The 13,382-nt window shown below is 71.1% G+C and carries 14 protein-coding genes and 1 riboswitch; of the genes, 5 read left to right on the top strand and 9 right to left on the bottom strand.

Going from position 1 to position 13,382, the window contains the following annotated elements; genetic code table 11:
* The first annotated feature begins 114 nt into the window (after positions 1–114).
* A riboswitch (cyclic di-AMP (ydaO/yuaA leader) is annotated at positions 115–280 on the top strand.
* 7 nt (positions 281–287) lie between these two features.
* A complete protein-coding gene (locus tag AB0I49_RS10175; RefSeq protein ID WP_363226381.1) occupies positions 288–1,487 on the top strand; it encodes an NlpC/P60 family protein in 1,200 nt (399 codons plus the stop codon).
* 40 nt (positions 1,488–1,527) lie between these two features.
* On the opposite strand, the gene AB0I49_RS10170 is transcribed toward AB0I49_RS10175, so the two are convergent.
* Positions 1,528–1,881: a hypothetical protein gene (locus AB0I49_RS10170; protein WP_363226380.1), complete on the bottom strand. Its 354-nt coding sequence runs from the start codon at positions 1,879–1,881 to the stop codon at positions 1,528–1,530.
* A 471-nt stretch (positions 1,882–2,352) separates the two neighbouring features.
* Here AB0I49_RS10170 and AB0I49_RS10165 point away from each other — a divergent pair, with 471 nt between their 5' ends.
* A complete protein-coding gene (locus tag AB0I49_RS10165; protein ID WP_363226415.1) occupies positions 2,353–3,453 on the top strand; it encodes an NlpC/P60 family protein in 1,101 nt (366 codons plus the stop codon).
* 48 nt (positions 3,454–3,501) lie between these two features.
* On the opposite strand, the gene AB0I49_RS10160 is transcribed toward AB0I49_RS10165, so the two are convergent.
* The 3 genes from AB0I49_RS10160 to AB0I49_RS10150 all read right to left on the bottom strand — a co-directional run bounded on the left by AB0I49_RS10160 (position 3,502) and on the right by AB0I49_RS10150 (position 5,898).
* Positions 3,502–4,617 (bottom strand): alpha/beta hydrolase-fold protein, encoded by a 1,116-nt coding sequence (locus tag AB0I49_RS10160; RefSeq protein WP_363226379.1) that lies wholly within the window; start codon positions 4,615–4,617, stop codon positions 3,502–3,504.
* A gap of 197 nt (positions 4,618–4,814) precedes the next feature.
* Positions 4,815–5,012 carry a DUF397 domain-containing protein gene (locus AB0I49_RS10155; protein ID WP_363226378.1) on the bottom strand — a complete coding sequence of 66 codons (198 nt, stop codon included), beginning with the start codon at positions 5,010–5,012 and terminating at the stop codon, positions 4,815–4,817.
* A 13-nt stretch (positions 5,013–5,025) separates the two neighbouring features.
* The gene (locus AB0I49_RS10150) at positions 5,026–5,898 is read right to left on the bottom strand and encodes a helix-turn-helix transcriptional regulator (RefSeq protein ID WP_363226377.1); all 873 of its coding nucleotides are present in this window, start codon (positions 5,896–5,898) and stop codon (positions 5,026–5,028) included.
* A gap of 221 nt (positions 5,899–6,119) precedes the next feature.
* Here AB0I49_RS10150 and AB0I49_RS10145 point away from each other — a divergent pair, with 221 nt between their 5' ends.
* Positions 6,120–6,575, top strand: a complete 456-nt coding sequence (locus AB0I49_RS10145; protein WP_363226376.1) for an ATP-binding protein — start codon at positions 6,120–6,122, stop codon at positions 6,573–6,575.
* Here the strand turns inward: AB0I49_RS10145 and AB0I49_RS10140 are convergent.
* The 4 genes from AB0I49_RS10140 to AB0I49_RS10125 all read right to left on the bottom strand — a co-directional run bounded on the left by AB0I49_RS10140 (position 6,570) and on the right by AB0I49_RS10125 (position 10,992).
* A complete protein-coding gene (locus AB0I49_RS10140) occupies positions 6,570–6,806 on the bottom strand; it encodes a DUF397 domain-containing protein (protein ID WP_363226375.1) in 237 nt (78 codons plus the stop codon). The two genes, AB0I49_RS10145 and AB0I49_RS10140, sit on opposite strands and share 6 nt — an antisense overlap.
* Before the next feature lie 31 nt (positions 6,807–6,837).
* Positions 6,838–7,551, bottom strand: a complete 714-nt coding sequence (locus tag AB0I49_RS10135; RefSeq protein WP_363226414.1) for a response regulator transcription factor — start codon at positions 7,549–7,551, stop codon at positions 6,838–6,840.
* Between the two features lie 47 nt (positions 7,552–7,598).
* Entirely contained in the window at positions 7,599–8,873 is a 1,275-nt protein-coding gene (locus AB0I49_RS10130) for a PspC domain-containing protein (protein WP_363226374.1), read from the bottom strand.
* 109 nt (positions 8,874–8,982) lie between these two features.
* Positions 8,983–10,992, bottom strand: a complete 2,010-nt coding sequence (locus AB0I49_RS10125; RefSeq protein WP_363226373.1) for a serine/threonine-protein kinase — start codon at positions 10,990–10,992, stop codon at positions 8,983–8,985.
* Positions 10,993–11,124: 132 nt separating this feature from the next.
* On the opposite strand from AB0I49_RS10125, the gene AB0I49_RS10120 reads away from it, so the two are divergent.
* Together AB0I49_RS10120 and AB0I49_RS10115 are read left to right on the top strand one after the other, a co-directional pair.
* The gene (locus tag AB0I49_RS10120; protein ID WP_363226372.1) at positions 11,125–12,432 is read left to right on the top strand and encodes a PspC domain-containing protein; all 1,308 of its coding nucleotides are present in this window, start codon (positions 11,125–11,127) and stop codon (positions 12,430–12,432) included.
* Positions 12,433–12,485: 53 nt separating this feature from the next.
* A complete protein-coding gene (locus AB0I49_RS10115) occupies positions 12,486–12,707 on the top strand; it encodes a hypothetical protein (protein WP_363226371.1) in 222 nt (73 codons plus the stop codon).
* Between the two features lie 72 nt (positions 12,708–12,779).
* Here the strand turns inward: AB0I49_RS10115 and AB0I49_RS10110 are convergent, their stop codons facing one another.
* Positions 12,780–13,316 carry a DoxX family protein gene (locus AB0I49_RS10110; protein ID WP_363226370.1) on the bottom strand — a complete coding sequence of 179 codons (537 nt, stop codon included), beginning with the start codon at positions 13,314–13,316 and terminating at the stop codon, positions 12,780–12,782.
* Between the last annotated feature and the right edge of the window lie 66 nt (positions 13,317–13,382).

Genomic DNA, 13,382 nt, shown 5'->3' with positions numbered 1-13,382 from the left:
AGGTTCCGGCATATCGAACACCAGCCTTCACAGCGGCACCACGCGTTGGCTACGGTGCTCGCTCAGGCAGCCCGTCCCCCCGCCGACGTCCGTCTGCACGGGCCGCCGACGCCGAGTCCGGCCGCGCCGCGAGGCGCCCGGAGCCGGGGACCCACACGCACCACCGGGGTGAATCGGTCCGTACGCACGCACAGCGCGCCCGTACGGACTGTAGGGCACAAACCTTCCAAACCCGCCCGAACCCGACAGCTAACCCGGTAGGCGGTCCACGGAAGGAGTCGCCTCCCTTGGCGTCGCACCGCAAGCCCCGCAGGTCCGGGTACGGGCCGCTCGACACGCCCGCCCGCCGCCGCACCGCCGTCGGCCTCACGACCGCGGCCCTGGCCTCCGCCACGCTGCTCTCCCAGACCGCGCACGCCGCTCCCGGCCGCCCCACAGCCCCCCGAACCCCCAAAGCCTCTGTCGAGGACGTCCAGCGCCGTGTGGACGCCCTGTACCGGCAGGCGGGCACGGCCACGCAGGAGTACAACGCGGCCAAGGAGCGCACGGACGCGCAGAACGGAAAGGTCGACCGGCTCCTCGACGACGTGGCCCGGCGCACCGGGAAGCTCAACGACGCGCGGCGCGCGCTCGGGGCGTACGCCGCGGCGCAGTACCGCGACGGCGGCATGAGCCAGACCGCGAACCTGCTGTTCGCCTCCGACCCGCAGAGCTGGTTCGACCAGACGCATCTGATCGACCGGATGACCGGCCGGCAGGAGCAGGCCGTACGGGAGTTCCGTACGCAGCAGAAGGCGGCGGCCAGGGACCGGGGCGAGGCGGTACGGAACCTGGCCGCGCTCACCGATTCGCAAAAGCAGCTGAAGGCGAAGAAGGAGGCCGTCCAGGGCAAGCTCGGCGAGGCGCGGGAGCTGCTGTCGAAGCTGACGGTCCAGGAGAAGGCGCGGCTGGCCGCTATCGAGAGGAAGAAGGAGGCGGCGGCCAAGAAGAAGGCCGAGGAGCTGGCGAAACGCCAGGCCGAGAAGCGGCAGAAGGAAGAGGCCGCGGAGGGCGGCGGCAGCGGCAAGGGGCAGGGCAGCTCGGAAAAGGGCCACAAGGGGGGCGGCACCGATTCCAGGGCCCCCTCAGGGACGCACGCCGCCAAGGCCGACAAGGCGATCGCCTTTGCTCGCGCACAGATGGGCAAGCCGTATGTGTGGGGCGCCACCGGCCCCAATTCGTACGACTGCTCAGGGCTGACCCAGGCGGCGTGGAAGGCGGCCGGCGTCGATCTCCCGCGCACCACCTGGGATCAGGTCAAGACCGGTACGCGGGTCGCCACGGACGATCTCCAACCGGGTGACCTGGTCTTCTTCTACGACGACATCAGCCACGTCGGCATGTACATAGGCGACGGGAAGATGATCCACGCGCCGAAGCCGGGGGCGAACGTGCGGGTGGAGTCGATCTACTACATGCCGATCTACGGGAGCGTGCGCCCGGCGTAGCGGAGGTCGCTCACGCCCCCGGGCGCCGGCTCTCAGCCGCTTACGTCCACAGCAGCGCGATGAAGATGTTGGCGACGGTCAGCGCCCCCACGATGCCGAAGACGGGCGGCTCCACCTTCTCGTCGTCCCGCTTCACATAGACCAGGCCCAGGATCACGACCAGGAACGCCAGCTTGATTCCGATCTTGACGGTGTTGAGCGAGTAGTCCTGGGCCTGGTCGAGGCCGACCAGCGCGACGCCCGTCACCAGCATGGTCAGCGCGCCGTGCAGCATCGCCGGGACCATGCGCGCCTCGCCCTTGCCCATGGCCTTCATCTGGGTGAGAAAGCCGCCGAGCAGGGCCGCGATGCCGATGATGTGCAGGCCGACGACGGTGTGAATCAGTACGTCCATGAGGCCCGACAGTATCCGGGGCCTTATCACCCACCGGCAGTCAGGTCAGCCTCATTCGCCGCTTCGATCAAGGGCGGCCGAAATCTTCCTGTACGAGCGCGAGTGGACCGATCACGTGCGGTCACCGTGCGCACGGTTTCATCCAATAGCAGTCATGCCCGCGCAGTCCCGTGACGGTCGGGCCTAGCGTCCTGCCCCAGGTGACCGGCTCCCCACTGTCACCGTCCGAACGACCGGGCCCCGCCAGGGCCCGTACCGCGCTCGGACGGCGGCTGTCGGCCACTACGCCGAGAAAACCCGGCGGCGGCCCGCCCCCCTATTACGGGCCACCGCCGGGCCGCCGCGGCGAACCGCGCACAACAGAAATGCGCAGTACAGGAAAGCGCAGGGCAGGAAAGCGCAGTTCAGCAAAGCGCGGAGCAGAAAAGCACAGAACAGAAAGCAAGGCACCGGAAGGAAGTGACGGCCCCCGTGGCCTCGCACCGCAAGCCCAAACGGCCCCGGCCGTACTCGCTCACCGGCCCCACCGCACGCACCGCGGCCACCCTCGCCCTCGCGGGCGCCGCCACCGGTACCGCGCTGGAAGGCACCGGACACGCCGCGCCCCGGCCCACCCCGGCCCAGGTCAAGACCGAGGTGGACCGCTACTACCAGGAAGCGGAGGCAGCCGCCGAGCGGTACAACGGCGCGAAGGAGAAGGCGCGCGCCGCCGAGGACGCGCTGGACGAGCTGCGCGACGAGGCCGCGCGCAAGACCGAGGGGCTCAACGCGGCCCGTAACGCGCTGGGGTCGTATGCCACGGCGCAGTACCGCGACGGCGGCCTCTCCCCCGAGATCCGGCTCGCGCTCTCCGCCTCCCCCGACCAGTACCTCGACCGCGCCGCGCGCGCCGAGCACATGGCGGGGCGACAGGCCGCCGCCGTGGAGCGCGTCGAACGCGAACTGCGCGGCGTACGGCAGGTACGCACCACCGCCGACTCCCAACTGGCCCGCCTCAAGGACTCCCAGGCCGAATTGGGCGTGCACAAACGATCCGCCGAGGGGAAGCTGGACGCCGCGAAGCGGCTCCTAGGCGAGCTGACGGCCGCACAGCGCGCCGACGTGCAGAACGACGGTACGAGCGTGAGCGACGGCGGGAACGACGGCGCGCCTGGTACGGACCGGGGCACGGCCGTACGGGCGGCGGACCGCTCGGCGGCGCGCGGCAGCGCCCAGGCCCCGACAGGGCGGGCGGCCCGCGCGGTGTCCTACGCGTACGCGGCGCTCGGCAAGCCGTACGTATGGGGCGCCACCGGCCCGTCCGCGTACGACTGCTCGGGGCTGACGCAGGCCGCCTGGCAGGCGGCGGGGGTGTCGCTGCCGCGCACCACGTACACCCAGATCAACGCGGGCTCCAGGGTCAGCCGGTCCCAACTCGCGCCCGGCGACCTGCTGTTCTTCTACTCGGGCGTCAGCCATGTCGGCATCTACGTCGGCGACGGCAAGATGATCCACGCGCCGCGTCCGGGGGCGCCGGTGCGGGTGGCGCCGATCGACCAGATGCCGTTCGCGGGCGCGACGCGCCCGGCGTGAACGGACAGCCCAGGGGGCGTGACCGCAAGCTGTATCCAGCCCCTTACCTCACGCCTTGAGCTGATGCGTGAGCCACTTGAAGACCTCCGGCACCTGCTTCCGCCAGACGACCGTGCCGTGCCCGCCCGCGCCCTTCGGGATCTTCTCCACGTGCACGGTCGTCGGCGCCTTCGCCGCCTGCTTGAGCGCCATCCCCGCCTGATAGCCGTCGCCGTCCGCGCCCGAGACGAACAGGGCGGTCCGCGGCGGGGTCTTGGCCTGCTGGAGGATCTTCCACGGGTTGTTCTTCTCCCGCAGGACCGGGTCCTTCGCCGTCAGCGCCACGGGCTCGGCGATCGGGTCGTTGTAGCCGGACAGGCTCACCCCGGCCCGGTAGCGGTCCGGGTGCGAGACGGCGAGCTTGGCGGCGCAGTGCGCGCCGGCGGAGTACCCGGCGACGGCCCAGCCGTCCGGCTTGTCCGCGGCCCGGAAGTTGTCCGTCACCATCTTGCGGACGTCGACGCTCAGCCAGGTATCGGCGTTGACCTTGCCGGGGACGTTGGCGCAGCCGGTGTCGACGTCGCCGAGCAGCGTGGTGCGCGGCGCAACGATGATGAACGGCTCCACCTCGCCCTTCTCCATCAGCGGCTTGAGCTGCGTGTTGACGTTCAGCGTCCCGAACCACGCCTTGGCCGAGCCGGGGAAGCCCGGCAGCACCTCGACCACCGGGAACTTACGGCCCTGAAAGGCGGGGTCGTCGTACTGCGGCGGCAGCCACACGTACACCTCGCCCTCCACCCCGGAGATCTGCCCCTTGAGCTTCGTCTCCCGCACCCCCGGCCCCATCCGCTGGTCCCCGGCCGGCTTGAACTTCTGCATCACCTTGGGCTCGTGCTTCACCGACTTCCCCCCGGTGCCGTCCGCGCCGAGGTCGGCCGCCGCGTTGACGTGGTTGCCGGTGCCGAGCAGGTCGTCCCAGTTGTCGAAGAGCCCGTTGGAGTTGTTCACGATCACGAAGACCATGACGACCGCCGTGGTCTGCGCGAACAGCAGCATGACGAACCGCGCCACCGCCCGCACCGCCCGCGGCCCGCCTATTCGGCTCCACAGCAGCAGCGGCACCGCCAGGGCCGCGATCACCAGCACAATCGACGTCAGGAAGAAGGGCGTCCCCGTCAGGCTCATGAAGCTCTCGTTTCCGGATCAAGGGCAGCCGCAGGGGGCAGTGCTGCCAGGGGCCCCGTGGGGGCCTTTCGACCGGAAGAGATGGCGTACTCGTCATCGAGGTTCCGCTTGTGACCAGAGCGTCATATACGGACGCGTCGGGGCCTGACCTGCCCTGTTTGACCGGAGCTCAACAGGAGGTCTGCGGTTTCCCGCTGCTATACCGCGCGGAAGGCTCCCTGTATTACGCCTCCGAGGAACGCGCCCCAGGCATCCGACCCGAATGCCAGGGTTCCGCGCTCGCGGTCCTTGGTGTCCCGCAGGCTCATGCCGGTCCCGGCCCGGCGGGCTTCGACGCACTCGCCGTTCTGATGGCTGTAGGAACTCTTGAACCACTCGGACCGATCAGCGGTCATCTGTCGCACTTCCTTAGTCACGGGCCAGCTCGTCGGCCGAGCTGACGATCAACGCCTCCGAGTCCAGGGCGCTCAACGCTGCTGCTCGTACATGATCGAAGACACTGCTGTAGTGAGCCGTATCCTCAGGCCCATCGAGGTAGGCGTGGCTCGTGAAGCTCTCCAGAAGCACCACTTCCAGGTCCGTCGGGGCCGGGAAATTGTAGAGCGAGAAGGGCAGCATTCCCCCCTTACAAGCCCCCGCCGAGAAGGGTAGTACCTGCAGAGTGACGTTCGGAAGTTGCGCCAAATCGGCCAAATGCAACAGTTGCTCTCGCAATACGCCCAGCCCGCCGATCCGTTGCCGAAGAGCCGCCTCGCCCAGGACCATCCACACGTTGAGCAACTCGGGCTGGCGTCTCGTCAGCGCCTTCTGACGTTCCAGCCGCACGCGCACCTTGGTCCGTTGCCCCTCGTCCGGCGGGCCCGCAGAGCCGCCCTGGATTACCGCGGTCGCGTACGCCTCGGTCTGGAACAGTCCCGGAATCACACTCGGTTGGAAACCTCGGCACCCGGCAACCTCATCCTCCAGGCCGATCAGATCGAGAAAGTCCTGTGGAAGCTGGTCCTCCAGCTCCCGCCACCAGCGCCGCCTGCGACTTTCACGGGCCAGGGCAAGCCATCCCTCCCGCACCTGGCGGTCCTTGACGCCGTAGAAGTCGAGCAGCACACGCAGGTCAAGCTGCCGGATTCCACTTCGCCCGGACTCGATGCGGCTGACCTTCGCCGCATGGCAACTGAGCTGTTCGGCGGCATCTTCCAAGAACAGCCCCCTGTCCTCGCGCAATCGACGAAGGTTCGCCCCCAGCACACGACGACGGACGGTTGGGTTTTCCAGCACTGGCATGACGCCCCCTTGACCGATGCCCCCACAGGCACTCTTAGCGATCACCAACATACCCAGCGTCGTCGTCAGATCAAGTGACTTTGAGTGTTTCGCTTGCACCGTGCGAGCTCGGCACGCCAGGCTACCAACAGTCACCAACCACTCACGTGGCGCGATGCTCGCGGTCGGACGACAGCACACCGAACCGCCGGCCAGCCACGCACTCTTGAGGGGGCACTCCTGTGTCTGCACCCGGAGAACAGGCGGCAATCGCGCCCGCCACCGACGAGGCCGCCTACCGATTCCCCCGCCACCGCAGAAGCGTCGGCCGCGCACGTGCCGCTCTGCGCGAGCAGCTGGCGATCTGGGGCGTCACCGATGAACCCGCCGAGACAGCGGTGTTGCTGCTCTCCGAACTCGTCACCAACGCCGTCGAGCACGCCAAGACCTCGCCCGGCCGGGAGATCGGGACTCGATTCGGGTTCTGTGACGGCGCGTTGCGCCTGGAGGTCGCCGACGCGAATGACGACCTCCCGGTGCCGCGCCCGGCCAAGGACGATGACGAGGACGGCCGAGGGCTCGCCCTGGTGATCGCGCTCGCGGACCGCTGGGGGACGTGCCCGCGCAGGGACGGCATCGGCAAGCAGGTCTGGGTGGAGCTCAAGATTCCGACCGGAGGCGCTGAACTCACGTCATGACCCCGGCGCGCCATGCCTCCGGAGCGCACCGTGCTTCACGCCCCCGATGAAAGCGGACCAAGCGGCGCGGGTGAATCCGAGGGCGGGTCCGCGACAGGCTTTGGAGTCACGGACAGCTATGGAGCCGTCGGTATCGGCCACCTCCACACAGTCGCCCTGCGCCCCGCTGTAGCTGCTCTTCCGCCAGATGGCCTCGGAGTCCGCCGACCACGAACCGTTCGGAGCCTTCATCCGATGTCACCCACCAACTGATCCCGCGCGATCAGACCAGCCGCCTGGCAGTGGCCCACCGGGTCAGCTCATGCCGGTTGGAGAGCTGGAGTTTGCGGAGCACTGCCGAGACGTGCGATTCGACGGTCTTCACCGAGATGAAGAGCTGCTTGGCGATCTCCTTGTACGCGTAGCCGCGCGCGATCAGGCGCAGGACCTCGCGTTCGCGCTGGGTGAGGCGGTCCATGTCCTCGTCGACCGGGGGCGCGTCGGTCGACGCGAAGGCGTCGAGGACGAAGCCGGCCAGCCTCGGGGAGAAGACCGCGTCGCCGTCCTTGACCCGGAAGACGGCGTTGACCAGGTCCGTACCCGTGATGGTCTTGGTGACATAGCCGCGCGCGCCGCCGCGGATGACGCCGATGACGTCCTCGGCGGCGTCGGACACGGACAGCGCCAGGAAGCGCACCGGCTGCTCGGGGGCGGCCATCAACGAGGCGCAGCGGCGCAGTACTTCGACGCCTCCGCCGCCGGGCAGGTGGACGTCCAGGAGTACGACCTCGGGGCGGGTCGCGGTGATGACGGTGACCGCCTGGTCCACGTCGGCGGCCTCGCCGACGACCTCGACGCCCGTACGGTCCGTCTGACCGATCTCGGCCTGCACGCCCGTGCGGAACATCCGGTGGTCGTCGACCAGCACCACCCGCACCGTACGCCCCTCGTCCGTGCCCATCGCGGCGCCGCCCGTCGGCTCGTTGCCCTCGCTCATCGTCGTCCGTCCCTCGTCCTCGTCCGTCGTCCGGCCGCGCGGCCCGCTCACGCCGACCGCTCCATTTCCAGTTCCACCTCGGTGCCGCCGTCCGGCGCGGACCGCAGGCGCGCCGTACCGCCGTTGCGCTGCATTCTGCCGATGATCGACTCCCGTACGCCCATCCGGTCGCCCGGCACCGCGTCCAGGTCGAAGCCCGGACCCCGGTCCCGTACGGAGACGAAGACCGTGCGCCCCTCGACCTCCGCGAAGACCTGCACCGCCCCGCCCTCGCCACCGTACTTGGCGGCGTTGACCATCGCTTCCCGCGCGGCCTGCATCTGCGCGCCCAGTTTCTCGTCCAGCGGGCAGTCCCCGACCACGACGACCTCGATCGGCACGCCGTGGTGGTCCTCGACCTCGGCCGCCGCCGCCTTGACGGCCTCCGCCAGCGTCTGCGGCGCCTGCGCCTCGTCCTTGCCGCGCCCCTCCGGCCGGTGCAGCCAGGCCCGTAGCTCCCGTTCCTGGGCGCGGGCCAGCCGCGAGACCTCGCGCGAGTCCTCGGCGTTGCGCTGGATCAGGGTGAGCGTGTGCAGGACCGAGTCGTGCACATGGGCGGCGACCTCGGCACGCTCCTGCGCGCGGATGCGCATCGTCCGTTCCTCGGTGAGGTCCTGCGTCATGCGTACGAGATAGGGCCCGGCCAGCAGCGCGATGCCGACCAGTACGGCCAGCGACGCCTGGAGGACCGTGCCGAGGTGCCGGGCCGAGCCCTGGAGCACCACGATGCCCGTGACGCCCACGCCGACCAGCGCCACGCCCGTCGCGCCGCGCGCCACCGGGAGCACCCGCTTGCGGCGGCTGACCTCCATCCAGTGCGCGCGGCGCGCGTTGTCGGCCTGCCGCCAGACCAGGGCGACGCCCGCGCCGATGAGCAGGACGGGCCAGATATAGGCGTTGGCGCGGCCGAGGTGGAGGTTGTCGAGGAAGATCGCGGCACCGATGACGAGCGCGATGAGCGCGAAGATCTGGCCCCGGTCCGGCTTGCGGATGAGCAGCCTGCGCCTGCCGTCCGGGAACGTCTCGGCCGGCGCGCGCCGGGCCTCGACGCCGCCGACGCCGAGCGGCACGACGAACCAGAACACCGCGTACAGCACCGCGCCCAGCCCCTCCGACATGAGCAGCGCGGCGAACACCACGCGCACCCATGACACCGGCAGCCCCAGGTGGCCGGCGAGCCCCCGCGCCACCCCGCCCAGCATGCGCCCCTCCGCGCTGCGGTACAGCTTGCGCAGCGGCGGGGCGGCGTCCGGGTCGGGCGGTGCGGTGTAGGCGGCGGTCATGCCCCGATCGTCACACGTCAGCGGGGCTCCGGGCATCAGGGTCACCCCTGACGGGACCCGCAGAACCGCGCCCTGCCGACGCGGCACGGCCTCCGGGTCGCCTCGCGCCTCACTTCAGGGGACGGAAACCGTCCTTCACGGAGTCGAACACCGGCCGGTACTGGTCCCACATCGTGGAGGGCGCCGAGAGGTAGATCGCGTACTCCTTGCCGCCCTCGTGCCCGAAGCCGAGGTCGATGGCGCGGAACTCCCTGGCCTTGCCCTGGAAGGTGAACTCCCACACCGCCGCCTCCTCCCCGAGGTACTTGGTGTCCTGCATCCGCCCCAGCTTGTAGCCGCGTTGCTCCGCCTTCACCTGCGTCTCCACCTCCTTCCAGTGCTGGAGGGGGTCGGAGCTGGCGAAGTCCAGGACGTTCACCTGGATGCGCGCGAGTCCGCTCGGGTCGATGTAGTTGACCTCCGTGGAGTTCTTCTCCTGCCGCGTCCAGCCCTCCGGCACGGGGAAGCTGACGCCCAGCCCGTCCTCGGTGACCTTCTGGTAGCCGTCCGGCACCGCCGGCGGGGGCGGCAGCTTGGACTTGCCGGGCGAGGGCTTCGTCGACGACGGCGCGGTGGGCTTGTGGTCCTGCTTGCCGGAGGCGTCCGCCGAGGCGGAGGAGCCGCCCGAGGTCCGCATCTCCGTGAAGTAGTAGTACGTGCCGCCCGCCACGGCTATGACGGCCACCATGGCCACCGCGGTCCACAGGACCGTACGGCCGCGGCCCCGGCCCTTGTCCGGGGAGCCCTTGCCCGGTGACGGCGACGGTGCCGGTGCCGGTGACGACGACGGCCCGGTGGCGGCCTCGGACAGGGGTGCGGCGCCGAAGCCCGGACCCGCCGCGCCGTAGTCGTCGCGCCGCGTCGGGCCGGTCGGCGCGTGGGAGGCCGCCGCATAGGGCGCCTCATGGGACGGGGCCTGGGCCGTCGGGCCGGTGCCGAAGCCCGTGGCCGGGTCCGCGCCCGTGGCGGTCGGGCCCGTACCCGTACCGGTCGCGGCGGGCCCGTAACCCTGCCCCGTGCCCGTACCAGTGCCCGTACCCGCGCCCGTGTCCGTACCCATGGCCATGGCCGGGCCGAATCCCGGAGGAGCCGCAGCGCCCGCGGCCCCCGCCGCGGCCCCCGCGGCGGTCCCCGCCGTCGCCCCCGTGCCCGTACCAGCCGTCCCCGCAGCGCCGCCCGCCGTCGACCCCGTCGGCTTGACCATCGCGTCGATGTACGCGGTCTCGGCCTCCGCCATCGGCTCGCGCAGTATCTGCTCGACCAGCTCCGCCGGCGGCCGGAACTCCGGCTCCTTCGCCAGCAGTGTCTCGACCAGCTTCGTCAGCGGGCCCGCCCGGCGCGGCGGCTCGAAGGGGTCCACGGCGATCGAGTAGGCCGTCTCCACCGGTGTGTCCTTGCGGAACGGCGGGCGGCCCTCCAGCGCCTGGTAGAGCGTCGCCCCGAGGGCCCACAGGTCCGACGCGGGGCCGGGGCTGCCGCCCTTGACGCGCTCGGGCGCGATGTAGTCGATGGAGCCGACCATCTCGCCGGTCTTGGTCAGCGTCGACGTGCCGCTGGACTGCGCGATGCCGAAATCGGTGAGCACGACGCGGCCCTCCGCGCCGAGCAGCACATTGCCCGGCTTCACATCGCGGTGCAGCACCCCGGCCGCGTGCGCCGCCCGCAGCGCCGCGATCATGCCGCGCCCGATCCGGGCCGTCTCCTCCGGCGAGATGGTGCCGAACTGCTTGAGCACGTCGCCGAGGGTCGTCGACGGTACGTACTCCATCACGATGCACGGACGGCCGCGGTCCTCGACCACATCGTGGACGACCACCACGTTGGGGTGGGCGATCCGGGCCGCGCTGCGCGCCTCGCGTCGGGTGCGCTCGTACAGCGTCGCGAGCTCGTCGTCCTCCAGATAGGGGGAGATGTGGATCTGCTTCAGCGCCACCTGGCGGCCCAGCAGCTCGTCCTCGGCGCGCCACACCGTGCCCATGCCGCCGCGGCCGATCCGTTCGAGAAGCCGGTACCGCCCGGCGACCAGCCGTTGTTCATCGGACTGCGTTCCCGGCTCCCCGCCCGTCACCGACTCCGACACCGTGCTCCCCTCTGGGTCCCCGCTTCATGTTCGATGGATCACGATAGCGGCCATTGCCTAAGGGACGGTCTCAGGGAACGTCCAGGGTTGCCGCGGATGCCTCCGACGCCTGCGGGTTGACACCATGTACGTATGACCGACGCACCCACCGCCGAAACGGCGGACACCACGCCGGGCGCCAGGCCGCCCCTGCGGCGCAGCCGCGAGCACAAGGTGGTCGCCGGAGTGTGCGGGGGGCTCGGCCGCTGCTTCGACCTCGACCCCGTGATCTTCCGGGTGGTGCTGGGCGTCCTCTCCTTCACGGGGGGCCTCGGCCTCATCGCGTACGGCTTCGCGTGGCTGCTGGTGCCGCTGGAGGGCGAGGAGGAGAACGAGGGCCGGCGGCTGCTGTCCGGCCGGGTCGAGGGGCCCGCGCTGACGGCGGTGCTGTGCGCGCTGGTCGGCAGCGGACTGTTCCTGTCGATGCTCAACAACAGCGGTGTCGTCTCCTTCTCGCTCCTGCTGGTCTGCGCCGTGGCGGGCGCCACGTACTGGTCGCAGCAGCGTCGGCAAGCCGCCGACAGCGCCGACGAAACCCCCGCCACCAGCGGCGCGACCGTGCAGAAGGACGCGCCGCCGGAGACCAAGGCGCCGCCCGCGCCCGGCGCGCCGTCCTGGTGGCGCGACCCGATCGTCAAGGACGGCGTCCCCGGCCACTCCCCCGCCGGGACAGGCTATTTGTGGGGTCCCGACTACGGTGCGGAAGACGCCAAGTCCGCGTCGCGGGGCCGGAAGGCGGCGGAGCGCGCGGCCCGCCGGCCCGCCCGCCGGGGCCGGCCGCTGGGCGGCTGGATCTTCCTGTGGGCGCTCGCCGCCGCGGGGCTGGCCATCGGTGTGACGTGGCGCCACCACCCGCTGGGCACGAGCCTGGAGATCGGTTTCGCGTGCGCGCTCGGCGTCTTCGGCCTGGGCATCACGGTCAGTTCGCTGTACGGGCGCACGGGCGGCGGCACCGTCGTCGCGGCCGTCGTGACGGGGCTGCTGCTGACGGCGGCGGCGGGGCTGCCCAAGTCCGTGACCGCCGACTGGTCGCGGCGGACCTGGTCCCCGTCGAACGCCTCGGACGTGCGCTCCGGCTACCGGCTCGGCAGCGGCTACGGAACCCTCGATCTGACCGGCGTCGACTGGCGCGAGGACCGTACGGTCGCGACGCGGGCCGAAGTCGGCGCGGGGAAGCTCAGGGTGGCGGTGCCCGACGACGTCACGGTGAAGGCGAAGGTGGACATCGGCGTCGGCGACGTGCAGCTGCCCGGCGAGACGTCGGACGACATCGACATCAAGCCGGACCAGCACCGCGAGGTGACGCTCAAGCCGGTGAACGGCAAGGCGTCACGCGGGACTCTGGAGATCTCGCTCAAGGTGGGGCTGGGGCAGGCCGAGGTGATCCGTGAGAGGCCATGAACGAGAATGGCGGGACAGCGTCAGCTGCCGCCACTCCCCATCGGAGGTACGCCGTGCGACGGCATGAGTTCGAGCCGGGCAAGATCGTCGTGGGTCTGATCTTCCTCGGCGGGTGCGCGATGTATCTGGCGATGGCGGCGGGGCTCTGGCACTTCCCGGCCTACGCGCTGCTGCCCGCGATGGGCATGGGCTTCATCGCGGCGGGCCTCGTCTCGTCGCTGGCCTTCGGCATCCGCCGCCGCGGCGGGCGCGGCGGGGACCCGGAGGAGCGGTAGCGGTTCCCGCCGCGTCGGCCGGCGGGGCGTGCGCACTCCCCGGCGGCCGACGCGGCCCGCTCAGCGGCCCGCTCAGCCGAAGAGCCGCTGCCCGTGCCGCCGTCGGCGGCGCGCCCACTCCGCGTCGAACGAGAACACCGGTGTGCCCGCCAGGATCAGCGGCAGCCAGGCCATCAGATACGCGAGGTCGTTGCCGTAGTAGTACGGCTCCGTGGCCCAGCTGACGGTGAGCCACAGGACGAGCGAGATCAGCGCGCCGCCGAGCGCCGCGAGCCGCCCCAGGATGCCGAAGAGGACGCCGATGCCGACGGCGAGTTCGCCGAAGGCGATGGCGTAGCCGAAGCCGACGGGGCTCTTGAGCGCCAGGTCGATCAGGGCGGGTACGGCCGAGCTGCCGTGCACGCCCCGCATGAGGTCGCCGATGGAGTCCGGTCCGCTGTCCGACAGGAAGGCGGAGTCGGTGAGTTTGTCGAGCCCCGCGTAGATGAAGGTGACGCCGAGGAAGACGCGCAGGGGCAGCAGCGCGTACCGGGCGGCGGCCGCCCGCAGGCCGCCGGGCCCGCCGCTGCCGCCGATCCCCGGCCCCATCCCCCGGTCCACATGTGCCATGACTGCCGCCGCCTCTCCGTAACCCGCCCGTCGGGCGCCAACCCGTCCGTCGGCCCCTCGCCCCTG

It is taken from the genome of Streptomyces sp. NPDC050617, assembly GCF_040654795.1.
GTDB lineage: Bacteria > Actinomycetota > Actinomycetes > Streptomycetales > Streptomycetaceae > Streptomyces.
Note: the sequence above shows the minus strand (reverse complement) of the source record. Positions and strands in the feature narration are given on the sequence as shown.